Source organism: Ottowia sp., from assembly GCF_047601385.1.
Classification (GTDB): Bacteria; Pseudomonadota; Gammaproteobacteria; order Burkholderiales; family Burkholderiaceae_C; genus Ottowia.
The window spans coordinates 3,904,312-3,926,948 of record NZ_JASGJP010000001.1; the positions used below are offsets into that span (position 1 = coordinate 3,904,312).

The following is a 22,637-nucleotide window of genomic DNA, read 5'->3' on the forward strand; positions in this document are numbered from 1 at the left end:
TTGTTTTGATAGCTGCCAGCGCTTGATGGACGGGCGCTGGCGGCCTATTCTGCTTATAAAATCAGCCCAGTTCCGGCCAGCGCCGGCGCAGCCAAGCCCAGGCCACCAGCCCCACCAGCATGAACGCCGCTGATGCCAGGGCCAGGCCGAGGGCCGAGTGCATCACCAGCGGCGCCACCGCGCCCGCCACCACGCCGTTGGAGGCCGAGCCCACCACCGCCTGCAGCGACGAGGCCATGCCGCGCCGCTCGGGGTGCAGGTCCAGCACCATCAGCGTCACCACCGGCACCATCAGCGCCCAGCCGAAGGCGTAGATGGTGATGGGCCACAGCGACCACCAGGCGCTCGGCGCCAGCATGGCGTTGGCCGCGACGTTCAGCACCGACACGATCAGCATGATGCGGATGCCCTTCATGATCTGGTGGCGCGGGCGCGCGCGGCCGGCCAGGCGGCCCGACAGCCACGAGCCGCCCATGATGCCGGCGATGCTCAGCACGAACATCCAGAAGAATTGCGTGGGCCTGAGCTGCAGCACGTCGCCCAGGAAGGCCGGCGCCGACAGCACGTACAGGAACAGACCGTTGAACGGGATGCCCGAGGCCAGCGCCAGCAGCATGAAGCGCGGATCGCTCAGCAGCTGCCAGTAGCCGCGCATCAGGTGGCCGACGCGAAACGGCTGGCGCCGCGCCGCCGGCAGCGTCTCGGGCAGCAGGCGCCAGTTGGACACCGTCAGCGCCGCCCCCACGACCACCAGCAGCCAGAAGATGGCGCGCCAGCCGCCCGTCCATTCCAGCAGCAGCCCGCCCACCAGCGGCGCGATGGCCGGCGCGACACCGAAGTAGATGGTGATCTGGCTCATCACCTTCTGCGCCTCCGAGGGCGGGAACAGGTCGCGCACCACCGCGCGCGACACCACGATGCCGGCGCCGGTCGACAGGCCCTGCAGCGCGCGGAAGAAGATCAGCTGCCCGATGCTCTGCGACAGCGCGCAGCCAACCGAGGCGAGCGTGAACACCGCGAGGCCCCACAGCACCACCGGCCGGCGGCCGAAGCTGTCCGACAGCGCGCCGTGGAACAGGTTCATGAAGGCGAAGCCGAACAGGTAGGCCGAGAAGGTCTGCTGCAACTGCAGCGGCGTGGCGCCCGTGGCGGCCCCGATGGCCGCGAACGCCGGCACGTAGGTGTCGATGGAGAACGGCCCCAGCGTGCCCAGCATGGCCAGCAGCAGGGCCAGGGCCCAGCGCGGGGCGCGCCACAGGTGGGCGGCTTCGGGGTTCATCGCGGGATGGCTTTCGAAAGGATTTTGCTATTCAAAAAAGAGCTGCCAGCGCTGTCTGCACAAGCGCTGGCGGCCTTTTTCATCTGAAAGAACGATGCGGCGCGCACGCGGGCGCGCCGCCGGGCGTCAGAGGCTGTCGATGAACGAGCGCAGCTTGTCGCTGCGGCTCGGGTGCTTGAGCTTGCGCAGCGCCTTGGCCTCGATCTGGCGGATGCGCTCGCGCGTGACGTCGAACTGCTTGCCGACTTCCTCCAGCGTGTGGTCGGTGCTCATCTCGATGCCGAAGCGCATGCGCAGCACCTTGGCCTCGCGCGGGGTCAGGCTGTCGAGGATGTCCTTCACCACGTCGCGCAGGCCGGCCTGCATGGCGGCCTCGATGGGCGCGGTGTTGTTGGTGTCCTCGATGAAGTCGCCCAGGTGGCTGTCGTCGTCGTCGCCGATCGGCGTCTCCATGGAGATCGGCTCCTTGGCGATCTTCATGATCTTGCGGATCTTGTCCTCGGGCATCTCCATCTTCTCGGCCAGGATGCCGGCGTCGGGCTCGAAGCCGAACTCCTGCAGGTGCTGGCGGGAGATGCGGTTCATCTTGTTGATGGTCTCGATCATGTGCACCGGGATGCGGATGGTCCGTGCTTGATCCGCGATCGACCGCGTGATCGCCTGGCGGATCCACCACGTCGCGTAGGTCGAGAACTTGTAGCCGCGCCGGTATTCGAACTTGTCCACCGCCTTCATCAGGCCGATGTTGCCCTCTTGAATGAGGTCCAGGAACTGAAGGCCCCGGTTGGTGTACTTCTTGGCGATGGAGATCACCAGGCGCAGGTTGGCCTCGATCATCTCCTTCTTGGCGTCGCGCGAGGCGGCCTCGCCCTCGTTCATGCGCTTGTTGATGTCCTTCAGCTCGTCCAGCGGCACCACCACGCGCGATTGCAGGTCGATCAGCTTCTGCTGCAAGTCCTGGATGGGCGGGATGTTGCGCTCCATCACGGCGCTCCAGGGCTTGCCGGCGGCGGCCTGCTTCTCGACCCACTTCAGGTTGAGCAGCTGCGAGGGCACCTTGTTGCCGTTGCGGTCGCGGCCGGAGAAGTCGGCGATGAACTGCTCCTGCGGGTAGCCGCACTTGTCGACCACGATGCGGCGCAGCTCGCGCTCGTACTTGCGCACGTCGTCCACCTGGCCGCGCAGCATGTCGCACAGCTTCTCGATGGTCTTGGCGGTGAAGCGGATGCTCATCAGGCGCTCGGACAGCGCGTGCTGCGCCTTGGTGTAGGCGGGCGAGCCCCAGCCGTCCTTGTCGTAGGCGCGGTGCACCTTCTCGAACAGCACGGCGATCTCGTCGAAGCGCTCCAGCGCCTGGGTCTTGAGGGCTTCGAGCAGCTTGGTCATGGCCTTGGAGCCGCCCTTGCCGTCGTCGTCGTCCTCTTCGTCGTATTCGTCGAAGTCTTCCTCGGCCACGTAGTCGTCGTTCTCGTTGGCGTCGGAGAAGCCGTCCACGATGGTGTTGATGACGACCTTGCCCTCGCGGATCTCGGCCGCCAGGCGCAGGATCTCGGCGATGGTGGCGGGGCTGGCGCTGATGGCTTCCATCATCGCCATCAGGCCGCCTTCGATGCGCTTGGCGATCTCGATCTCGCCCTCGCGCGTGAGCAGCTCCACCGTGCCCATCTCGCGCATGTACATGCGCACCGGGTCGGTGGTGCGGCCGAATTCGCTGTCCACGGTGGACAGGGCGGCCTCGGCTTCTTCCTCGGCCTCCTCCTCGGTGGCGGTGCTGGTGCCGGTGTTGGTCAGCAGCAGGGTCTCGGCGTCGGGCGTCTGCTCGTAGACGGCCACGCCCAGGTCGTTCAGCATGGAGACCACGGCCTCCAGGGTCTCGGTGTCCACCAGCTTCTCGGGCAGGTGGTCGGTGATCTCGCCGTGCGTCAGGTAGCCGCGCGTCTTGCCCAGCTTCAGCAGCGCCTTCAGGTTGGCGCGGCGGGTGTTCATCTCCTCCTCGGAGAGCACGCCTTCGTCGAGGCCGAACTCCTTCATCAAGGCCCGTTCCTTGGCCTTGCTGATCTTCATGCGCAGGGGCTTGGGCTTCTCGACCGCACCCTGGTCGACCTGGGCCTCGACCTCGGGCTCGCCTTCCAGGTCGGCCTCGATGTCGGACAGGTCTTCGTCCTCGCCCGGCTTGGCCGCGGCCTTGCCGGCGGCGCGCCCGCGCTTGGCCGGCGCCGACTTCTCGGCCGCCGCCGCGCCCTTGGCGGGGCGGCTCGGCTTGGCGGCCGGGGCGCTGGCCTCCTTGGCCTTGGCCGCGGGCTTCTTGGCGGCTTTCGGGTCGAGCTCCTCGGCCTGGCCCTTCTTGGCGGCGGGCTTGGCGATGGCGGGCTTGGCGGACTTCTGGCTGGCAGGCATGGATCAACCTCGGTTCAGGGCGGGCACCGGGCGGGGAGCGCGATGGAGCGCGCCCGGACGGCACTCTGGCTACAGGACAACAATTCGGACGAACCAAATATTGACGGCGCCGGACAGCGCGGTCGGGGTCCGGCGGTTTCCGTCAGGGGCAAGATGGGTGGGCGAACATTTGGTATGCAGTCCTTGCGGTGATTTGGCCAACCCTGCTGCGGGTGCGCGCTTGACGCGGGCGCGCTGGCCGGTCCGGAGGTGCCGCTGTCGCTCTTGCCGGTGACAAGCCTTCAATTATAGCGTCCGGGCGCCGTTTCAAGGGGCGGCGGCGCGGCTTTCGCGCTCGGCCCTGTCGGATTCGGCCAACTCGCGCAGCAGGCCCTGGTAGGCCGCCAGCTCGCCGGCGGCCAGGGCGGCGTCCATGCGGCGCTTGAGCTGCTCGCGCCGCTCGGTGCGCACGATGCCGGCCAGCTCGGCCGGCTCGGAATCGATGTCGGGCGGCACCCGGGCCACCTCGGCGTCGGCGAAGGCTTCGTGCTCGTGCCCGCGCAGGGCCTCGCGCAGGGCGCTCCAGGGCTGGGGGCCGTGGTCCATGAACTGGCCGGCCAGCCAGGTGAACAGCGGGCCGTGCGGCGCCGGCAGGTCGCACAGCAGCACGTGTTCGCTGTCGCTCAGGCGCTCCCAGGCGCTGGGCTCGGTCAGCACGATCTGCAACGCGCGGCTGGCGCGGCTGGCGGGCAGGGCGCGCAGGCGGCCGGCGGGGCGGGGCGCCTCGGTTCTTTGGTTGCGTTTCTGACCGCCAGCGCTGACTGGTGCTCGAACGTCGGTCTTTTTTTCATAGCGGGCGGCGCTGGGGCGGCGCAGGCCCCACAGGTCTTCCAGCTCGTGCGTGCCGATCTGCACCTGCGCCGCGATCTCGCCCAGCAGCTGCTGCGCCAGCGCGCCGGTGGGCAGCAGCTGCCACAGCGGGCGGGCGTTGGCGGCGAAGTGCGAGCGCCCTTCGGCGGTGGCCAGGTCGCAGTCCTGCGCGGCGGCTTCGAGCAGGAAGCGCGACAGCGGCACGGCTTCCTTCACGGCCTGGCCGAAGGCGTCGGCGCCTTCGGCGCGGATGAAGCTGTCGGGGTCGTGCTCGGGCGGCAGGAACAGGAACTTGACGCTGCGCACGTCGGTCGCCAGGGGCAGGGCGGCCTCCAGCGCCTTGCGCGCGGCGCGGCGGCCGGCGGCGTCGCCGTCGAAGCTGAACACCACCTGCTCGGTGAAGCGGAACAGCTTGTGCACGTGCTCGGGCGTGCAGGCCGTGCCCAGGGTGGCGACGGCGTTGCCGAAGCCGAGCTGGGCCAGCGCCACCACGTCCATGTAGCCCTCGGTGACCAGCGCGTAGCCGTGTTCGCGCAGGGCGGCGCGGGCCTCGAACAGGCCGTACAGCTCGCGGCCCTTGTGGAACACCGGGGTCTCGGGCGAGTTCAGGTACTTGGGTTTCTCGTCGCCCAGCACACGGCCGCCGAAGCCGATCACCTCGCCCTTGACCGAGCGGATGGGGAACATGATGCGGTCGCGGAATCGGTCGTAGCGCTTGTCGTCGCCGTCCTCGCCGGTGATGACCAGGCCGGACTCGTGCAGCAGCGGGTCGGCGTAGTCGGGGAACGTGCTGGCCAGGGTGCGCCAGCCCTCGGGCGCGTAGCCCAGGCCGAAGTCGCGCGCCACGGCGCCGGAGAGGCCGCGCGCCTTCAGGTAGTCGATGGCGCGGGGCGCGTTCTTCAGGTGCCTGCGGTAGGCGTCGGCGGCGCGCGCCAGCACGTCGGTGAGGGTGGCGCGCTGGGCGGTCTCCTGCGCGGCGCGGGCGCGCTCGGCGGGGCTGCGCTCGTCCTCGGGCACTTGCAGGCCGTACTGCTGCGCCAGGTCGTGCACCGTCTCGACGAAGCCGGCGCCGGTGTGGTCCATCAGAAAGCCGATGGCGTTGCCGTTCTTGCCGCAGCCGAAGCAGTGGTAGAACTGCTTGGAGGGGCTGACGGTGAAGCTGGGCGACTTCTCGGAATGGAAGGGGCACAGGCCGGAGAAGTTGGCGCCCGTCTTCTTGAGCTGCACGTAGCGGCCGACGATCTCCACGACGTCGGCGCGCGCCAGGAGTTCCTGGATGAAGTGCTGCGGGATGGTCACCGGGGGATTGTGACGGATCGGGTTTTTCATCGCCGGGCCGCCCCAAGATGAAAAAGCCCCCTCGGGGGCAGCGAACGGCGCGAAGCGAGCAAGCGTGGAGGCTATTTTTCAGTTGGGCGTCAGGCGCCGGTGTTTCAATACGGGCCGGAGGAGACCCCCATGCCCAGCATCTACGACACCGACCTGCCGCGCACCCCGGCCAACCACGCCCCGCTGACGCCGCTGGCCTTCATCCAGCGCACGGCCGAGGTCTACCCGCAGCGCCTGGCCATCGTGCACGGCGCATTGCGCCAGACCTGGGCCGAGACCTACGCGCGCTGCCGGCGCCTGGCCAGCAGCCTGCGCGCCGCGGGCATCGGCAAGAACGACACCGTGGCCGTGATGCTGCCCAACACGCCGCCCATGGTGGAGGCGCACTTCGGCATCCCGATGGCCGGCGCGGTGCTGAACGCGCTGAACACCCGGCTGGACCCGGAGGCGGTGGCCTTCATGCTGGACCACGGCGAGGCCAGGGCCGTCATCGTCGATCCCGAATGCGCGCCCGTCATGAAGAAGGCGCTGGCGCTGCGCCGGTCGAAGGTGCCGATCCTGGTCATCGACGTGGAAGACGGGCTCTATGGCGCGGGCGAGCGCATCGGCGGCATCACCTACGACGTCTTCGTCGCCCAGGGCGATCCGCAGTTCGACTGGGCGTACCCGGCCGACGAATGGGATGCCATCGCGCTCAACTACACCAGCGGCACCACCGGCAACCCCAAGGGCGTGGTCTACCACCACCGCGGCGCGGCCGCCAACGCCATCAGCAATGTGCTGGAGTGGGACATGCCCAAGCACGCCGTCTACCTGTGGACGCTGCCCATGTTCCACTGCAACGGCTGGTGCTTTCCGTGGACGGTGGCGGCGCGCGCGGGCGTGAACGTGTGCCTGCGCCGCGTGGAGGCGCAGGCCATCTTCGACGCCATCCGCGAGCACGGCGTCACGCACTACTGCGGCGCGCCCATCGTGCACGGACTGCTGGTGAACGCGCCGGACGAGATGAAGGCCGGCGTGCCGCGCGGCGTGAAATGCATGGTGGCGGGCGCGGCGCCGCCGGCGGCCATGATCGAGGGCATGGAGCGCATGGGATTCGACCTCACCCACGTCTACGGCCTGACCGAGGTCTACGGCCCGGCCACCGTGTGCGCCAAGCACGACGAGTGGGACGGCCTGGACATCGGCGAGCGCGCGCGCCTGAACGCGCGCCAGGGCGTGCGCTACCACCTGGAGCGCGACGCCCGCGTGCTGGACCCGCAGACCATGTTGCCCGTGCCGATGGACGGCGAGACCATGGGCGAGATCATGTTCCGCGGCAACATCGCCATGAAGGGCTACCTGAAGAACCCCAAGGCCACGGCGGAAGCGTTCGCCGGCGGCTGGTTCCATTCGGGCGACCTGGCGGTGCAATACCCCGACGGCTACATCAAGATCAAGGACCGCAGCAAGGACATCATCATCTCGGGCGGCGAGAACATCTCCTCCATCGAGGTGGAGGACGTGCTCTACCGCCACCCCGCCGTGCTGGCCGCCGCCGTGGTCGCCAAGCCCGACCCGAAGTGGGGCGAGACGCCATGCGCCTTCGTCGAGCTGAAGCCCGGCGCCGAGGTGACGGCGGCCGACATCGTGGCGCACTGCAAGCGGCACCTGGCCGGCTTCAAGGTGCCGCGCGCGGTGGTGTTCGGCGAGCTGCCCAAGACCAGCACGGGCAAGATCCAGAAGTTCGCGCTGCGCCAGCAGGCCGGGTCGGCGGCGGCGATCGACGTCTGAGTTTCAAGCCAAATCGGCCTCCATCGCCCGCCGGAAAAGCGCTGGCAGCTATTTAATAGATAGCAAACGAAAGCCCTTGGTCCGGCGGCGTCCGGCCGCGCTCTACGCCATGCAGGGGATGCGCGGCGAGCCCGACCGGGGCTAGCATGGGCCGAGCCGGCCGCCGGATGCGCGCGTGGCGCCCACCTTCAACCGCTCTGAATCCGCCCTGCGCGACCAGCGGCAGCTGATCGATCCGCTGACCCTGGCGCGGTAGCGCGCATGCGGGAGCGAATGCTTCCAAAAGAATAGCTGCCGGCGCTTGCCGTACTTGCGCCAACGGCCAATTGTGATGAAAATCAGATCATGGTGAAACTATTTATTACAGCCCTTGGGCCGTTGCTGTTGGGCGTGCTGGCCACCGGCGCCCAGGCGCAGAAGATCGGCGACGTCAGCACCGCCTTCCAGTGGATCGGCCCCAACCACAAGATCGTCGTCGAGGCCTACGACGACCCGCTGGTGGCGGGCGTGACCTGCTACGTCTCGCGGGCCCGCACCGGCGGCATCAAGGGCGGGCTGGGCCTGGCCGAGGACCGAGCCGAAGCCTCGATCGCCTGCCGCCAGGTCGGCCCGGTGCAGTTCAAGGGACCGCTGCCGAAGGAGGACGAGGTGTTCAGCGAGCGCATGTCGATCCTCTTCAAGCGCCTGCGCGTGGTGCGCATGGTGGATGCGCCGCGCAACACGCTGGTGTATCTGACGTATTCCGACAAGCTGGTCGAAGGCTCGCCGCAGAACAGCCTGACGGCCGTGCCCATCGACCGGGCGGTGCCGATCCCCCTCAAGCCATGAGTGCCGCCCGGCCGCTCCGAAGGCGCTCGCGCCCGCAGTCCGAAGGACGGAGGGTGTTCCGATGAGTGCCGCCCGGCCGCTCCGAAGGCGCTCGCGCCCGCAGTCCGAAGGACGGAGGGTGTTCCGATGAGTGCCGCCCGGCCGCTCCGAAGGCGCTCGCACCCGCAGTCCGAAGGACGGAGGGTGGTCCAGTGAGCGAGCCGGCAGCGGATCGCCGAGGCCTGCATCCCGCCTGGCTGTTGCTTCTGCTGCCAAACGGCTATTTCCTGACCTCGCAGGTCGTCGGGCTGATTCCCGTCAACGGCGGCGCCGGCTGGGACGGGTCGGTGTACCTCGAATACCTCGACAGGCTGCTGCATGGGCAGCAGGTCGAGAACAGTCCTTATCGATGGATGCGGCTGCCGGGGTTCGTGCCCGCGGCCCTGGCCATGCATCTTGGCGTGCGCATGGAAGATATTCCGCGGCTGCAGTCCATCGTCAATGCCGCGTTGCTGTCGGGGGCCGCGGCGCTGTACTACGCCACGCTGAGAAAGCAGATCGGCCGCCCTGCCGTCGCCCTGTGCGCGACGGGGGTGCTGTTCCTCAGCTGGCCCTATCTGGTTGCGCCGGTCTTCTACCCCCTGCTGAGCGATCACCTGGCGCTGGCGCTGGCTGTGGTGTCACTGTGGGCCTGGTTCAATGGGCATCGAAAGGTCTTGTATGGGGTCGGGTTCTTCTCGGTGTGGGTGATGCCGGGGCTTTTCCTGGTTCCGCTGGCACTGGCCTGCCTGCCGTTCGATGCGGGAGGCCGTGCGTTCCAGCCGGGCTGGCGGTGGCCGGTCTTCCTGCTTCTGTCGGCCTTGGCCGTTTTCGCGTGCTGGCCCTTGCTCGGATTGCGCGACGAGGAGGTTCTGCGCCACGCGCCGGGCACGCCCCTGGGTCTCGTCGAGCTCAAGCATTGGTCCATCGGCTTCGTTCTTGTCGGCATGGTGGTCATCGCGGCCCTGTGGACGCGCCTGCTGTCGAGCCCGGATTTCTGGCGTCGGGTCGCCTGGCGTCCGCTGGCGGCGGCGCTGGCCCTGATCGGGCTGGGGTTTCTGTCCACCTTTCTCGTCACGGACTGGAGCGAGGGGCTTCGCGGGCCCAATCTGGTCGCCAACCTCTACCTCCAGGCGGTGGCCGCCCCGGCCAAGCCGCTGGTGGCGCACGTGGTCTATTTCGGGCCGGTCTTTCTGGTGGGGCTCGGGCTGTGCCTGCGCCCGAGCCGGGCCGCGCTGGCGCCGCGCTCCTTCCCGCTGGGCGCGGTGGCGACGGCGGCCCTGCCCATCCTGCTGATGGGCTCGGAGAGCAGGCAGTGGCTTTACTTCTTTCCGGTCATCGTCACCCTGGTCGCGCTGAACGAGCGGTCCTCCGCCAGATGGCTGCTGCTGCTTGGCGTGTCGATCGCGCTGTGCCTGCCTTCGGTCACCCTCGGTTCGGCGTTGATAGCGCGCGCCGCCGAGTGGGGCGAGCCGGGCCTGGGCTGGTGGTGGTACCTGGCGCACCACGGCCCGTGGATGCCCGCCGGGGCATATCTTGCCGGTGCGGTGTTCGCCGTCGTGTTCGCCGCGGCCTACTATGGACGCTGGCCTCGGTCCGGCGACCAGGGCCCGGCCACGAGGTCGTCGTCGCGGGCTGGGCCGGGCCGAGGACCGCGCCGATTCCGCTGAATAACCCGCACGGCCCTACGGCCGCGCGCGGCGCACGCCAGCGGCGCGCAGCGCGGCCAGGTCGGGGTAGCCGTCCACCGCCATCAGCAGATCCGCCTCGGCCAGGATGGAGCGCAGCACGTGCACCACGCCGTCCGTGCCCCCCAAGGCCAGGCCGTAGGCGTAGGGCCGGCCCACGCCGACCACGCTGGCGCCCATGGCCAGCGCCTTGACCACGTCGGAGCCCGAGCGCACCCCGGAGTCGAACCACACCGGCGTGCTGCCGCAGGCCGCGACCACATCGGGCAGCAGGTCGATGGCGGCGATGCCGCCGTTGGCCTGCCGGCCGCCGTGGTTGGAGCACAGGATGGCGTCCACCCCGGTGTCGATGGCGCGCCGCGCGTCGTCCGGGTGCTGGATGCCCTTGACGATGAGCGGGAGCTTGGTGAGCGAGCGCAGCCAGGCCAGGTCGTCCCAGGTCACGGTCTGGCCGAAGATGCTGGCCCAGAGCTGGATGGCCGTGGCCGGATCCTGCTCCGGCGGGGCCTTGAGCAGGGAGCGGAAATGCGGGTCGCTGAAGTAGTTGGCCAGCGCCGCGCCGCGCAGTTGCGGGAAGTTGCTGTCGTTCAGGTCGCGCGGGCGCCAGCCGGTGATCCAGGTGTCCAGCGTCACCACGATGCCCCGGTAGCCGGCGGCCTCGGCGCGGCGCACGAAGCTGGTGGCCAGGTCGCGGTCGCGCGGCGTGTAGAGCTGGAAGAAGGCGTCGCCACCGCCCAGCGCCTGGGCCACGGCTTCGAGCGGGTCGTTCATCAGCGTGGAGGCGATCATCGGCACGCCCGCGATGCCAGCGGCCTTCGCGGTCGCCAGGTCGCCGTGGCCGTCCTGCGCGCAGATGCCGATCACGCCGATGGGGCTCATCATCAGCGGCGAGGCGTAGCGCTTGCCGAACACCAGGGCCGACAAATCGCGCACGCGGGTATCGACCAGCATGCGCGGCACGATGCCCCATTCGGCGAAGGCCGCCGCGTTGCGGCGCTGCGTGCCCTCGTCGCCGCAGCCGCCCTGCACGTAGGTCAGCACCGAGGCCGGCAGCGCTGCGGCGGCGCGTGCTTCGAGCGTACGGAAGTCCACCGGCAGCGTGGGCCGGATGCCTTGCAGGCCCTTGAGGTAGATCTCGTTCTGATAGTCGCCGAACTGGGGCATGCGCCTGTCTCCTGGGTTGTGGTGCGGGGCAAGGGCAGGGCGCCGAACCCGCCGGTTTGGAAGCCGGCCCGGCCACCAGGGTGGTTGCCTTGCCGGCGCAGGAACTTCCCCGTGAGTCGCCCGCGGCGCCTGCCCCAATTGCTCCTGGGGATGGGCACCCGTCCTGCTCGGCTCAGGGGGACGAACAGCGTGCATTCTGCCCGCAGTCCGCGGGGGGCCGCTCCTGCAATGCCGTCCCGCGCCTGCCCTGGAACGAGGGTGAAGAATAAAAAAAGCCGCCAGCGCTTGTGGGGAAAGCGCTGGAAGCTATTTATTTTGGAGCAATTGACTGGCTCTGCTGTACCGCCGCGCAGCTTACCCGGCGAGCCGCCGCCGGGGTGCCGGTGGCCTGGGCGCGGGCAGTTCGGCAGCCGTGGCGGCCAGCAGGCGGCACACCGCGTCGCGGTCTTCCCACTCGTCGGGCCGCAGCAGGAAGTAGGGCTTGGCGCCGGGGTAGGGCTGGCCGAACACGGGGTCGGCCAGCAGCGCGCGGCCGGCGTCGGTGATCTTCACGAACAGCTGGTCGTCGCAGACGAAGGCGGTCGGCCGATCGTCCAGGTACACGCAGTACTCGCCGAACATGCGGCGCGTGCGCACGGCCGGCAGCGCGCCGATCTGGTCGAGCAGGAAGGCGAGCGTTTCGGGGCGTGTGGCCATTCAACCTGAATCCGGCAGTTGGATGCGCCTGGCAGTGCCGCTATCGGCGTGCCAGACAAAGAGGCGACGGGCTCGCGCCCGCAAGATTCTCACATCGGCAGAGACATGGAGCACGTTCCGAGATGCTGACCATTCCTGCCGAAAAACGCGGATAAAGCCCGCAGGCTCCGCTGGATCGCATACATTTTGCAGACAATGAGCATTGGAGCCAAATCCACTTCCAAACCGGCCTCGATCCACAAGGTGCAGCGAGCGCCTGCATCCAAAAAAGTCATGGCGCGAAAAAAGGATCAAGATTCCAGGTTGGGTAACAGCAATCTGACGGACAGAGCCTACCTTATCGTCAGGCGTCTGATCCTGGAGCGTGAGCTCAGCGGAGGCGAGGTGCTGGTGGAAGGGCGGCTCGCCGAGCGTCTGAACATGTCGCGTACGCCCTTGCGCGAAGCGCTCCTCCGGCTCGAGGGCGAAGGCTTGCTGATGCGGGCCAACGCGCGTTCCTACGCGGTCCGCCGCATCACGGCATCGCACTATTTTCAATGCCTGCAGGTGCGCGAACGCCTCGAATCGCAAGCGGTGTCGCTGGCCATGGGACGTGTTCCGGCAGAGGAGGTGCAGCGCCTGCGCGCCGCTATTCTGGCGCTCGACTCCACCCAACAGGGCTCCAGCCACTGGCAGGTGGACGACCAGATTCACGGCATGTTCGCCCGCGCCTGCGGCAACGAGATGCTGGCGGAGACCATCGCGCATCTTCGCGTGCTATGCCGTCTCTTCGAGGTGGTGGACCCGTTCGCGCGCATCGAGGAAGACCGCGGCGAGCATCTGGCGATTCTCGACGCTTACGAGGCGGGCGATGTCAGGGCGGCCGCGGAGGCCGTGGTGCAGCACCTGCGGCAATTGGCACGCTACACGCTTTCCCGCCTGAGTCACGGGCTGGTGAGCGAGTTCTGAAGCCAAAGGTCGAAGGCGCCGCGCGAGCTTCAGTGCCGCAGGATCTTGCCCACGAACTCGCGGGTGCGCGCGTGCGTGGGCGCGTCGAAGATCTGCCGGGCATCGCCCATTTCCACCACGTGGCCGCCGTCCATGAACACCACCTTGCTGGAAACCTCCCGCACGAAGCCCATTTCGTGCGAGACGATGAACATGGTCATGCCGTCGGCGGCGAGCATACGGACGGTGTCGAGCACCTCGTTGACCAGTTCGGGATCGAGCGCGGCCGTGACTTCGTCGAGCAGCACGATGCCCGGCTGCAGTGCCAGGGCGCGGGCAATGGCCACGCGCTGCTGCTGCCCGCCTGAAAGCTGGTCGGGGTAGGCCTTGAGCTTGGCGCCCATGCCCACTTTCTCGAGCAGTTGGATCGCGTAGTCTTCCACGTCCTTGCGCGGCCGGCCCTTGACTTTGATGGGCGCGACCGTGACGTTGTCCAGCACGGTCATGTTCTGGAACAGGTTGTACTGCTGGAACACGATGGCCATCTGCGAACGTATGGCGCGCAATTGTTCGCGGTTGTTGTAGTCAAGCCTGCGCCCGTCGATGCGCACTTCGCCGGCAATGGGCGGCAGCAGCCCCATCAGCACGCGCAGGAGCGTGCTCTTGCCGGAGCCCGAGGGCCCGATGAGGCTCACGATCTCGCCTTTCTCGACCTGCAGGTCGATGCGTTCCAGCACCGTATGGGTGCCGTAGTTGGCTTTGAGGTCAACGATCTCGAGTTGGGGCAAGGCGGGTCTCCAGGTATTTGCCGAAACGGGCCAGCGGATAGGACAGCGCGAAATAGAGCACGAGCACCATGCCGTAGACGAGCGCGGCCGAGAATCCCTTGTTGTTCATCGTCTTGCCGGCGAACGCCAGCTCGACCACGCCGATCTGCGAGGCCAGCGCGGTGTCCTTGATGAAGAGGACGAAGAAGCCGAACACGGGTGGCAGGATGATCTTCCAAGCCTGCGGGATGATGACCAGGTGCAAGGTTTGCCAGTAGCTGAAATTGAGCGTGGCGGCCGCATCCCACTGGTTGTGGTGCACCGATTCCAGCCCGCTGCGCACGATCTCCGCGATGAACGCGGTGGCGATCACGCACACGCTGATGAGCGCCACGGTGAACATGCTCAAGTCGGCCTTGAGCGCCTGGAAGATGAAGAACACCAGCATCAGCGTCACCAGGAAGGGAACGCGGCGGAACAGCTCGACGAACAGCGTCACGGCGACGCGCAAAGGCGCGGCGGATGGACGCTTGGTCAGGCGGATCGCGGCCAGCGCGAAACCCAGGGTGAAGCCCACCACGCAGCCGATGGCCGAGAGCGCGAACGTGACGCCAAGCGCCTTGGCTAAAAACAGCAGGTTGTAGTAGCTGAAGAAGCGCGGCAGCTCCTCGATGATCTGCTCGAACATCTAGAACCACCTCATCTTTGCGCGGAAAAAGCGCTTGCCGATGAAAGCGAGCGACAGCGTGGCCACCAGAGTGATCACGATATAGAGCACCGCGGCAACCGAAAAGACTTCGATCGAGCGGAAGGTTTCGGAGTTGATGTTGTAGGCGCGCCCGGTGAGCTCTTCCACCCCGAAGATCGCCGCCATCGAAGTGCCTAGCGTCATCAGAATGTATTGGTTGGAAAGCGGCGGGAACAGCACGCGGATGATGTGCGGCAGGATCACGTAGCGGATGATCTGCAGCCGCGAGAACCCCAGCGTTTCAGCCGCCTCGAGTTCGGGGCGCCGCACCGATTCGAAGCCGGCGCGCTGTATTTCGGTGAGATAGGCGCCAGCATTGAGCGTCATGCCGATCAGCACGGCCTGATAGGGCGAGAGGAGAATGCCGGCGTCGGGCAGCGCGAAGAAGATGAAGAAGATCTGGACGAGCTGCGGCGTGTTGACGAAGAAGGCCACGTACATGTCCACGATCCGCCGGGCCCAGCGCGGACCATAGGCGCGCACCGAAGCACCGGCAAGGCCGATCAGCATGCCCATTGCAAAGGCCAGAAACGCGATTTGCAGGCTGAGCCAGGCGCCTGCCACCAGATAGGGCATACGCTCCAGAACCGGTGTGAAATCGATTTGCATGGTGGATGGCTGAGTTACGCCGCGCGGCTTGCCGGAGCAGGGCGGCGCAGCGTTCGTGGGTGGTCGAGAAGCCGTGCCTACTTGTAGCCGGGCGCGGTGCGCGGGTCATGCAGCATGGGGCCGCCGAACCATTTCTTCCAGCGCTCGTCGATGTAGCCGCTGGCATGCAGCTGCTTGATGGCGCCGCTGAGCTTCTCGCGCAGAGCATCGCTGCCCTTCTGCACGCCGATGGCGCAGAAATAGACCTCGATAGGCGCGTCGACGATGCGCCAGTCGATCTTGTGCTTGCGGGTGTGCTCGGTCATGAAGTCCATCACGTCGATCATCGCGTCGGCACGGCCCTGCGCGATGGCGCGCACAGCGTCGGGGTAGTTGTCCAGCAGCAGCAGCTGAGCCTTGGGCAGTTTCTCCTGGACCAGCTTCACGGGCGTGGCGCCGCGTACCTCGACCAGTTTCACGGCCGGGTCGTTGAGCTCCATCCAGTTCTTGTAGGGCTTGGACTTGGTGGTCAGCACGCCCAGCACCTCGGTATGCACTGGAACGGTGAAATCGATCACTTTCTGGCGCTCGGGCGTGATCGTCATGGCGCCCAGCACGGCGTCTATCTTGCCGCTGCTCACGAAGGGAATGCGATCCGGCGAACCAACCTGCACGATCTCCGTCTTCAGGCCCAGCACTTCGCCGATCTTGTTCGCGACATCGACGTCGAATCCATCGATTTCGTTCTTGTCGTTGAAGATGCCCAGCGGCGGCAGTGTCGGGTTGACGCCGAACACGATCTTCTTGCTGGCGACGATCTCGTCGAGCGAGCGCCCAAATGCGCCGCTGGACAGGCCCATCAGCGTGGCCCCGAGCATCGCCGAGGCGGCAAGCAGCACGCGGCGGCGGTTGACATTCCTGATTTGCTTCATGAGAGATGGCTCCTGGATGTTGAAGGGATTGGCGGCGGCCTGCATGGCCGGCTCACGCACTGCGGGGAGGGTCGCAAGATGCATGCCAGATCCCGGTCATGAATGCAAAAAATATAACATTCATATATTGAATGTATACAATAAGACTGCCGCGGTCCAGTCAGGCATATCCCTTGCTTTCCGGCCTCGCAGCAAGCATTGATCCGCATGTCTCCACAACGAACTTCCCCCTCGTCCCGCGCGTTGCGCAGCGATGCGGCCGTGCATCGGGGCCCGCCGCTGCGGTTGCTCATGGACGGCCGGAGCGTCGAGGCATTCGCGGGGGAAAGCGTGGCGGCTGCGCTCATGGCCGCCGGCTGGCGCGAGCTCAGGCTAAGTCCGCGCGCCGGCGCGCCGCGTGGCGCCTTCTGCCTGATGGGCTCCTGCCAGGAGTGTCTCGTATGGGTCGGTGCGTGCAAGCTGCCTTCCTGCCAGGTGCCGGTGAGCGATGGGCTGGAGGTGGAGTCGCTGGCCTGGCGCGAGAGGCAGCCATGAGCGACAGGCTGGATCTTCTGGTGATCGGTGGCGGCCCGGCCGGCGCCCGTGCCGCGCTGCGAGCCGGCGCCTGCGGCCTGTCGGTGCTCCTCGTCGACGAGAACCCCGATGCCGGCGGACAGGTCTGGCGTCCGCTGCCTGTCACGTTCTCGCGGCGTAACGATGCGCCTCTTTCGGCGGAGGCCCGGGCGGGCGATGCGCTGCGCCGGGAGCTTCGCGATGCCGGCATCGAATGCCGGTTTGGCCACAAGGTCTGGAACATCGGGTCGGACCTGCGTTGCGATGTCATCGGCCCGGGCGGTTCGGTGAGCTGGAAGCCGCGCGCCATCCTGGTGGCCACGGGCACCACGGAGCGCGTGGTGCCTTTTCCCGGCTGGACGCTGCCCGGCGTCATCGGCCTGGCGGCCGCCACCATCCTGCTGAAATCGCAGAACATGCTGCCGGGCCGCCGCACCGTCGTGGCCGGCAGCGGCCCGTTGCTGCTCGCGGTGGCCAACGGCCTTCTCAAGGCGGGCGGCGAAGTGGCCGCCGTGGTCGACCTGGCCAGCCGCGGCGAGTGGCTGGGCACCCTGCCTTCGCTGCTCGGGCACCCCGCTCTGTTGCTGCAGGGCATCGAGTGGCAGTGGCGGTTGCGATCGGCGCGCGTGCCGGTGTACTACCGCCACGCCATTCGCTCTGTCTCGCCGCAAGAGGGCGGCTTCAAGGTGCTGATTGGCCCGGTCGATGCGGAAGGCGCACCTGCCCAGGGCGGTGCGCACGCCCACGAATTGCACGCCGATGCGGTGGCTGTGGGCAACGGGCTGGTGCCCGGCACCGACGTCACCCGCCTGCTGCGGGCGAACCATCGCTTCGAGCGCAGGCTGGGCGGCTGGATCGCCCGGTCGGACGATGACGGTCGCACCAGCATTCCGGGGCTCTACATCGCAGGCGACGGTGCCGGCATCGCCGGCGCGGCGGCGGCAGGCTCCCACGGCGAGATCGCCGCGCTGGCGTGCGCGCTCGACCAGGGCGCCATCGACTCATCTTCGCACGCCCGCGAGCGAGCGCCGCTGGCGGCTCGATGGGCACGAAGCGCCCGCTTCGGAAACACCATGGCGGCGCTCATGGCCTTGCGCGAAGGCTCCGTCAGAGGCATCGCCCCGGAGGCGGTGGTATGCCGCTGCGAGGACGTGACCCGCGCCGAGATAGATGCCGCAGTGCGGGACGGCGCGCGGGACGTCAACCAGCTCAAAGCGTGGACGCGTTGCGGCATGGGGCCCTGCCAGGGTCGCACCTGCGGCGACATCGCGGGCGGACTCGTGGCCCTGCAGGTGGGCAGCCGGGAAGCCGCCGGCTGCTTCACCGGCCGGGCGCCGCTGAGGCCGGTCGGGTTGTCCGAGGTGGCGGGCGAATACACCTACGCGGATATTCCCATTCCCAAGGCGGCGCCGCTGTGACGACCATGGCCAGCAACGCTCCACAGGCCTGGGATGCGGTCGTCATCGGCGCAGGCGTCATGGGCTGCTCCACCGCGCTGCACCTCGCGCAGGGCGGCATGCGCGTCGCGCTCGTCGACCGCGGGCTGCTCTGCAGGGAAGCCTCCGGCGTGAATGCCGGCACCCTCACGCTGCACATGACTCGCGCGGGGCTCATTCCTTATGCGATGCGCGCCTGGCAGATGTGGATGGACGCGGAGCGCTGGCTGGGCATGGGTGTGCTGGCCACGCACGTGCCAGGCCTGACCCTTGCCTTCACCGAGGCCGAATGCGAGATGGTCGAGCTTCGCGCCAGGGTTCGCCGAGAATACGGCGCGCCCATCGAGGTGATCTCCCCGGCGCGGGCGAGGGAGATCGAGCCGGGGCTGCACCCGTCTCTGCTCAAGGCGGGGTATTGCGAGATCGACGGCTTTGCCAGCGCCTACCTCACGGGCCGCGCTTTTCGCCATGCGCTCACGCGGGCTGGCGCTCATCTGTTCGAGAACGCGCCGGTGCAGGCCATCGACTCCGGCGACCATGGCCACGTGGTACGACTTGCGAAGAGCACTGGTCTAGAGCCTCAGCGCACGCGGCGGGTGGTGCTGGCCGGCGGCGTCTGGATCGAGGACATGCTGGCCATGCTGGGGGTGCGGATTCCGATCAAGGTGCTGATCAACCAGCTCGTGGTGACCGAGCGTATCCGTCCGGTGATGCGAACCGTGCTCAGCGTCGCCAACGGCCTGCTGTCCCTCAAGCAATTCGCCAACGGCACGGTATTGATCGGCGGCGGTTGGCAGGGCGACGGCGATCGCGAACGCGGCGGCGTCGAGGCGCGGCCGCAGAATCTCGTTGGCAACATGCGCCTGGCCGCTTATGCGGTGCCGGCGTTGGCGGAAGCACGCGTTGCCCGTATTTGGCTGGGCTTGGAGGCCGAGACGGCCGATGCGATGCCTATCATCGGCGATGTGCCGGGCGTACCTCATGCCTGGGTCGTCGGCAGCGCGCACTCCGGCTACACCAGCGGCCCCTTCATGGGCCGCATCCTGGCGCAGCACATGCTGGGGCAGGAGCCCGACCTTCCCTTGTTCGATCCCGCGCGCTTGCTGGGCATGCCCATGCCCGGCGCCTGAACCTTCACGCAAGACCCCGAATGCTTCCTCAACGTTCCCATCCTTTTCACGGCATCTACGCGGCCACGGTGTGCCCGCTTCATCCCGACGGTCGCATCGACGAACCGGCGCTGGCGCGCCATCTGGAGGCCAATGCCTTCGTGCCTGGCATGACGGGCCTGCTCATCAACGGCCACGCCGGCGAGAACTTCAGCCTCTCGCGTGAAGAGAAGCTGCGCGTGGCGCAGATCGCGGTGGAGGTGTGCGGCCGCCATTCCGTGCTGGTGTGCGGCATCAATGCCGAAGACAGCCACGAGGCACAGCGTCACGTGGACGACGCCAAGGCCGCCGGGGCCGATGCCGTCCTGCTGTTCCCGCCTTTCTCCTGGGCGCTTTCGCAGGACAGCCGCATGGCCGTCATCCACCACACGGTGGCGAATGCCAACGCCCGGATGCCGCTGATGCTCTATCAGGCCGGCGTGAACGCTGGCGCCATGGCCTACAGCCTCGAAGTGCTGGCGGAACTGGCGCAGTTGCCCGATGTGGTTGGCGTCAAGGAGGGGAGCTGGGAGACGGCCGCCTACGAGGCCCATCTGCGCCTCGTCAAGCGCGTGGCGCCGCACGTGGCCATGATGGCTTCCGGCGATGAACACCTGTTCACCTGCTTCGCCGTCGGCAGCGAGGGGAGCCTGGTCAGCCTGGCCGTCATCGTTCCCGAACTGGTCATTGAGCTGGACGCCGCGGTGCGCGCGAAGGAGCTCGACAGGGCGCGCGCGCTCAACGACCGGATCTATCCGCTGGCCAAGGCCATCTACGGCACGGCGCCGGTCGGCTGGGCCACCGCGCGCCTGAAGACCTGCCTGAAGCTGCTGGGCCGGATTCCCAGCGACACCATGCGCCTGCCCATCGGCCCGCTGCCGCAGGCCGAAGTGGCTCGTCTCGAACGAGCGCTGGCGGATGCCGGCGTGAGTGCCTGAAGGCGAAAGACATCTCTCCAGGAGTTCCCATCCATGTCACGCAAGATCATCCGCAACGGCCGCATCGTGACCGCCATCGACGACTATGTGGCGGATATTCTCATCGAGGACGGCCGGATCGTCGCCATCGGCCGCCATCTTTCCGTGGGCCCCGACACCGAATCGATCGACGCGAGCGGCCTCATGGTGCTGCCCGGCGGCGTGGATTGCCACACGCACATGGACAACACTTTCGGCGACTCGACGACCTGCGACAGCTTCGAATCCGGCACTCGTTCCGCGGCCTTCGGAGGAACCACCACCATCGTGGATTTCGCTTTCCAGCGGCGGGACGTCAGGGTGCTCGAAGCCATCGAACGCGCGCAGGCCAAAGGCAGCGAAGGCGCCTGCATCGACTATGGTTTCCACGTGATCGTGACATCGGTCGATCAGCAGACGCTGGCGGACATGCAGCATGCGATCCGCCACGAGGGCGTATCCAGCTTCAAGATGTTCATGGCCTATCCGGGGTCCGTGATGGTGGACGACGCGGCGATTTTCCAGGCCATGCGCATGGTCGGCCAGCACGGCGGGATGATCGCGCTGCATGCCGAGAACGGCACCATCATCGAGCTTTTGATCCAGGAAGCCCTGGCGCAGGGGCACACGGCGCCCAAGTACCACGCGCTGACGCGTCCGGCCATACTGGAAGGCGAGGCCACTCACCGTGGCATCAAGCTGGCGGAGCTGGCGCAGGCGCCGGTGTATTTCGTCCACCTCTCGGCCAAGGAGGCGCTCAAGCAGGTGGTCGAGGCGCGCGACTTGGGCGTGCCGGTCTTCGCCGAAACCTGCCCGCACTATCTGTTCTTCGATGAAAGCGTGTACGACGGCGAGGACTTCGACCTGGCGCGCTACGTGATGAGCCCGCCGCTGCGTTCCAAGGAGGCGCAGGACGCGCTCTGGACCGCCCTGCGGACGGACGACCTGCAACTGATCTCCACCGACCACTGTCCTTTCTGCATGAAGGAAGGACATCTGGGCCGGGTCAGGCAGAAGCCCTATGGCCGCGATGACTTCTCGAAGATCCCCAACGGCATCCCGGGTGTGGAGACGCGCCTGACCACCGTTCACGACGGCGGGGTGCGCACAAGGCGCATCTCGCTCAACCGCATGGTGGAGCTCACGGCCACGGCGCCGGCCAAGCTCTTCGGCCTCTATCCGCGCAAGGGCACCATCGCGGTGGGCAGCGATGCCGACATCGTGCTGTTCGATGCCGGCCTCCCGCACGTGATCACCGCCGCGACCCAGCATGGCAACTGTGATTTCACGCTGTTTGAGGGCCGCGAGGTCACGGGCACGGTGCGAAAGGTGTTTTTGCGCGGGGAACTCATCGTCGACGGGAGCGCATGGCTGGGACGCACCGGGGCCGGGCAGTTCGTGGCGCGCGGCGAATCCGGCGGCTGGTGAGGGCCCCGGGATGCCGCTGTACGACCATGCCTGCGAGCGCTGCGGAAGATTCAGCGCGTCACGGCCGCTGCGGGCGTTCGACCAGCCGGCGCCATGCCCTGGCTGCGGCGCCTCGTCGCCGCGTGCGCCGACGGCGCCGGCCGTCCTGGGAAACGCGGCGCGGCGCCGGCGAGGGCCGGCGGACGGTGGCTATCAGCGCTTGAGCCATGCCTCGGGCTGCGCCTGCTGCCAGGCCTCGCCGCCCGGTTAGCCGGCCAACGCGGCGAGCGGCCGCTGTCAGGCAAAGGTCATAAACCCCGGTCGCGGCAGGCCGGTTTCCGCCGCCGGGGCCTGTTCATTTGGGCGCCATGCGGATCGCACCGTCGAGCCGGATCACCTCGCCGTTGAGCATGTCGTTCTCGATGATGTGCTTGACCAGCTTGGCATAGTCGGCCGGCGTGCCCAGGCGGCTGGGGAAGGGCACGCCGGCGGCCAGCGCGTCCTGCACGGCCTGGGGCATGCCGAACAGCATGGGCGTGCCGAAGATGCCCGGCGCGATCGTCATGTTGCGGATGCCGCTCTTGGCCAGGTCGCGCGCGATCGGCAGCGTCATGCCGACCACGCCGCCCTTGCTGGCGCTGTAGGCGGCCTGGCCGATCTGGCCGTCGTAGGCCGCCACGCTGGCGGTGCTGATCAGCACGCCGCGCTCGCCGGTGCTCTCGGGTTCGTTCTGGGTCATCGCCTCGGCTGCCAGCCGGATCATGTTGAAGGTGCCCACCAGGTTGACCATGATGGTCTTGGCGAACAGGTCCAGCTTGTGCGCGCCGCTCTTGCCCACCGTTTTCTCCGCCGGGGCAATGCCGGCGCAGTTGACGAGGCCCATCAGCCTGCCCAGCGACGTCGCCTGGGCCACCGCTGCCTGGCCATCGGCCTCGCTGCTCACGTCGCACTTGACGAAGGCGCCGCCGATTTCCTGGGCCACAGCCTCGCCCTTTTCAGCCTGCATGTCGGCGATGACCACCCGGCCGCCTTCGGCGGCCAGCATGCGCGCGGTGCCCTCGCCCAGTCCGGATGCGCCGCCGGTGACGATGAAAACCTTGTCCTTGATCTGCATGAGCTCGTTCTCCTCGGTGTGGTGCCGGTGATCGTAACAAC

General features: G+C 67.8%; 20 protein-coding genes. 10 read left to right on the forward strand and 10 right to left on the reverse strand.

Annotated features, from left to right (window positions below; all coding sequences use genetic code 11):
* Nucleotides 1-61: 61 nt before the first annotated feature.
* The 3 genes from QM772_RS18860 to dnaG all read right to left on the reverse strand — a co-directional run bounded on the left by QM772_RS18860 (nucleotide 62) and on the right by dnaG (nucleotide 5,824).
* Entirely contained in the window at nucleotides 62-1,279 is a 1,218-nt protein-coding gene (locus QM772_RS18860) for a multidrug effflux MFS transporter (protein WP_415139244.1), read from the reverse strand.
* 126 nt (nucleotides 1,280-1,405) lie between these two features.
* Nucleotides 1,406-3,676, reverse strand: coding sequence for an RNA polymerase sigma factor RpoD (gene rpoD, locus QM772_RS18865; RefSeq protein WP_415139246.1), 2,271 nt, complete (start codon nucleotides 3,674-3,676; stop codon nucleotides 1,406-1,408).
* A gap of 306 nt (nucleotides 3,677-3,982) precedes the next feature.
* A complete protein-coding gene (dnaG, locus tag QM772_RS18870; protein ID WP_415139248.1) occupies nucleotides 3,983-5,824 on the reverse strand; it encodes a DNA primase in 1,842 nt (613 codons plus the stop codon).
* Between the two features lie 159 nt (nucleotides 5,825-5,983).
* On the opposite strand from dnaG, the gene QM772_RS18875 reads away from it, so the two are divergent.
* The 3 genes from QM772_RS18875 to QM772_RS18885 all read left to right on the forward strand — a co-directional run bounded on the left by QM772_RS18875 (nucleotide 5,984) and on the right by QM772_RS18885 (nucleotide 10,143).
* A complete protein-coding gene (locus tag QM772_RS18875) occupies nucleotides 5,984-7,627 on the forward strand; it encodes an acyl-CoA synthetase (RefSeq protein ID WP_415139250.1) in 1,644 nt (547 codons plus the stop codon).
* 345 nt (nucleotides 7,628-7,972) lie between these two features.
* On the forward strand, nucleotides 7,973-8,455 hold the full coding sequence (locus QM772_RS18880) for a CreA family protein (protein WP_415139252.1): 483 nt from the start codon (nucleotides 7,973-7,975) through the stop codon (nucleotides 8,453-8,455).
* A 191-nt stretch (nucleotides 8,456-8,646) separates the two neighbouring features.
* A complete protein-coding gene (locus QM772_RS18885) occupies nucleotides 8,647-10,143 on the forward strand; it encodes a hypothetical protein (RefSeq protein ID WP_415139254.1) in 1,497 nt (498 codons plus the stop codon).
* A gap of 15 nt (nucleotides 10,144-10,158) precedes the next feature.
* Here the strand turns inward: QM772_RS18885 and QM772_RS18890 are convergent, their stop codons facing one another.
* Together QM772_RS18890 and QM772_RS18895 are read right to left on the reverse strand one after the other, a co-directional pair.
* The gene (locus QM772_RS18890) at nucleotides 10,159-11,325 is read right to left on the reverse strand and encodes an alpha-hydroxy-acid oxidizing protein (protein ID WP_415139256.1); all 1,167 of its coding nucleotides are present in this window, start codon (nucleotides 11,323-11,325) and stop codon (nucleotides 10,159-10,161) included.
* Nucleotides 11,326-11,679: 354 nt separating this feature from the next.
* Nucleotides 11,680-12,021, reverse strand: coding sequence for a TfoX/Sxy family protein (locus tag QM772_RS18895; RefSeq protein ID WP_415139258.1), 342 nt, complete (start codon nucleotides 12,019-12,021; stop codon nucleotides 11,680-11,682).
* A 195-nt stretch (nucleotides 12,022-12,216) separates the two neighbouring features.
* On the opposite strand from QM772_RS18895, the gene QM772_RS18900 reads away from it, so the two are divergent.
* On the forward strand, nucleotides 12,217-12,969 hold the full coding sequence (locus QM772_RS18900; RefSeq protein WP_415139260.1) for a GntR family transcriptional regulator: 753 nt from the start codon (nucleotides 12,217-12,219) through the stop codon (nucleotides 12,967-12,969).
* A 29-nt stretch (nucleotides 12,970-12,998) separates the two neighbouring features.
* Here QM772_RS18900 and QM772_RS18905 read toward each other — a convergent pair whose 3' ends face one another.
* The 4 genes from QM772_RS18905 to QM772_RS18920 all read right to left on the reverse strand — a co-directional run bounded on the left by QM772_RS18905 (nucleotide 12,999) and on the right by QM772_RS18920 (nucleotide 15,983).
* A complete protein-coding gene (locus QM772_RS18905; protein ID WP_415139262.1) occupies nucleotides 12,999-13,736 on the reverse strand; it encodes an amino acid ABC transporter ATP-binding protein in 738 nt (245 codons plus the stop codon).
* Nucleotides 13,714-14,403 carry an amino acid ABC transporter permease gene (locus tag QM772_RS18910; RefSeq protein ID WP_415139264.1) on the reverse strand — a complete coding sequence of 230 codons (690 nt, stop codon included), beginning with the start codon at nucleotides 14,401-14,403 and terminating at the stop codon, nucleotides 13,714-13,716. Before QM772_RS18910 ends, QM772_RS18905 begins: the two co-directional genes overlap by 23 nt.
* The gene (locus QM772_RS18915) at nucleotides 14,404-15,072 is read right to left on the reverse strand and encodes an amino acid ABC transporter permease (protein ID WP_415139266.1); all 669 of its coding nucleotides are present in this window, start codon (nucleotides 15,070-15,072) and stop codon (nucleotides 14,404-14,406) included. It abuts the gene before it with no gap.
* 77 nt (nucleotides 15,073-15,149) lie between these two features.
* Entirely contained in the window at nucleotides 15,150-15,983 is an 834-nt protein-coding gene (locus tag QM772_RS18920; protein ID WP_415139268.1) for a transporter substrate-binding domain-containing protein, read from the reverse strand.
* 207 nt (nucleotides 15,984-16,190) lie between these two features.
* On the opposite strand from QM772_RS18920, the gene QM772_RS18925 reads away from it, so the two are divergent.
* The 6 genes from QM772_RS18925 to QM772_RS18950 are packed head-to-tail and all read left to right on the forward strand — an operon-like array spanning nucleotide 16,191 to nucleotide 21,753.
* Nucleotides 16,191-16,517 (forward strand): (2Fe-2S)-binding protein, encoded by a 327-nt coding sequence (locus QM772_RS18925; protein ID WP_415139270.1) that lies wholly within the window; start codon nucleotides 16,191-16,193, stop codon nucleotides 16,515-16,517.
* Nucleotides 16,514-17,953, forward strand: a complete 1,440-nt coding sequence (locus tag QM772_RS18930) for an NAD(P)/FAD-dependent oxidoreductase (protein WP_415139272.1) — start codon at nucleotides 16,514-16,516, stop codon at nucleotides 17,951-17,953. Before QM772_RS18925 ends, QM772_RS18930 begins: the two co-directional genes overlap by 4 nt.
* Before the next feature lie 5 nt (nucleotides 17,954-17,958).
* A complete protein-coding gene (locus QM772_RS18935) occupies nucleotides 17,959-19,101 on the forward strand; it encodes an NAD(P)/FAD-dependent oxidoreductase (protein WP_415139653.1) in 1,143 nt (380 codons plus the stop codon).
* Nucleotides 19,102-19,121: 20 nt separating this feature from the next.
* Nucleotides 19,122-20,057 (forward strand): dihydrodipicolinate synthase family protein, encoded by a 936-nt coding sequence (locus tag QM772_RS18940; protein WP_415139274.1) that lies wholly within the window; start codon nucleotides 19,122-19,124, stop codon nucleotides 20,055-20,057.
* A 33-nt stretch (nucleotides 20,058-20,090) separates the two neighbouring features.
* The gene (hydA, locus tag QM772_RS18945) at nucleotides 20,091-21,503 is read left to right on the forward strand and encodes a dihydropyrimidinase (protein WP_415139276.1); all 1,413 of its coding nucleotides are present in this window, start codon (nucleotides 20,091-20,093) and stop codon (nucleotides 21,501-21,503) included.
* 10 nt (nucleotides 21,504-21,513) lie between these two features.
* Entirely contained in the window at nucleotides 21,514-21,753 is a 240-nt protein-coding gene (locus tag QM772_RS18950; RefSeq protein WP_415139278.1) for an FmdB family zinc ribbon protein, read from the forward strand.
* 84 nt (nucleotides 21,754-21,837) lie between these two features.
* Here the strand turns inward: QM772_RS18950 and QM772_RS18955 are convergent, their stop codons facing one another.
* Nucleotides 21,838-22,596 (reverse strand): 3-hydroxyacyl-CoA dehydrogenase, encoded by a 759-nt coding sequence (locus tag QM772_RS18955; RefSeq protein ID WP_415139280.1) that lies wholly within the window; start codon nucleotides 22,594-22,596, stop codon nucleotides 21,838-21,840.
* Nucleotides 22,597-22,637: the final 41 nt, after the last annotated feature.

What these genes read in the sequence shown, in the direction of transcription:
- QM772_RS18860 (WP_415139244.1), bottom strand. Translation starts at nt 1,279, where the DNA reads ATGAACCCCGAAGCCGCCCACCTGTGGCGCGCCCCGCGCTGGGCCCTG.
- rpoD (WP_415139246.1), bottom strand. Translation starts at nt 3,676, where the DNA reads ATGCCTGCCAGCCAGAAGTCCGCCAAGCCCGCCATCGCCAAGCCCGCC.
- QM772_RS18875 (WP_415139250.1), top strand. Translation starts at nt 5,984, where the DNA reads ATGCCCAGCATCTACGACACCGACCTGCCGCGCACCCCGGCCAACCAC.
- QM772_RS18880 (WP_415139252.1), top strand. Translation starts at nt 7,973, where the DNA reads ATGGTGAAACTATTTATTACAGCCCTTGGGCCGTTGCTGTTGGGCGTG.
- QM772_RS18890 (WP_415139256.1), bottom strand. Translation starts at nt 11,325, where the DNA reads ATGCCCCAGTTCGGCGACTATCAGAACGAGATCTACCTCAAGGGCCTG.
- QM772_RS18895 (WP_415139258.1), bottom strand. Translation starts at nt 12,021, where the DNA reads ATGGCCACACGCCCCGAAACGCTCGCCTTCCTGCTCGACCAGATCGGC.
- QM772_RS18900 (WP_415139260.1), top strand. Translation starts at nt 12,217, where the DNA reads ATGAGCATTGGAGCCAAATCCACTTCCAAACCGGCCTCGATCCACAAG.
- QM772_RS18910 (WP_415139264.1), bottom strand. Translation starts at nt 14,403, where the DNA reads ATGTTCGAGCAGATCATCGAGGAGCTGCCGCGCTTCTTCAGCTACTAC.
- QM772_RS18915 (WP_415139266.1), bottom strand. Translation starts at nt 15,072, where the DNA reads ATGCAAATCGATTTCACACCGGTTCTGGAGCGTATGCCCTATCTGGTG.
- QM772_RS18920 (WP_415139268.1), bottom strand. Translation starts at nt 15,983, where the DNA reads ATGAAGCAAATCAGGAATGTCAACCGCCGCCGCGTGCTGCTTGCCGCC.
- QM772_RS18925 (WP_415139270.1), top strand. Translation starts at nt 16,191, where the DNA reads ATGTCTCCACAACGAACTTCCCCCTCGTCCCGCGCGTTGCGCAGCGAT.
- QM772_RS18930 (WP_415139272.1), top strand. Translation starts at nt 16,514, where the DNA reads ATGAGCGACAGGCTGGATCTTCTGGTGATCGGTGGCGGCCCGGCCGGC.
- QM772_RS18935 (WP_415139653.1), top strand. Translation starts at nt 17,959, where the DNA reads ATGGCCAGCAACGCTCCACAGGCCTGGGATGCGGTCGTCATCGGCGCA.
- QM772_RS18940 (WP_415139274.1), top strand. Translation starts at nt 19,122, where the DNA reads ATGCTTCCTCAACGTTCCCATCCTTTTCACGGCATCTACGCGGCCACG.
- hydA (WP_415139276.1), top strand. Translation starts at nt 20,091, where the DNA reads ATGTCACGCAAGATCATCCGCAACGGCCGCATCGTGACCGCCATCGAC.
- QM772_RS18950 (WP_415139278.1), top strand. Translation starts at nt 21,514, where the DNA reads ATGCCGCTGTACGACCATGCCTGCGAGCGCTGCGGAAGATTCAGCGCG.
- QM772_RS18955 (WP_415139280.1), bottom strand. Translation starts at nt 22,596, where the DNA reads ATGCAGATCAAGGACAAGGTTTTCATCGTCACCGGCGGCGCATCCGGA.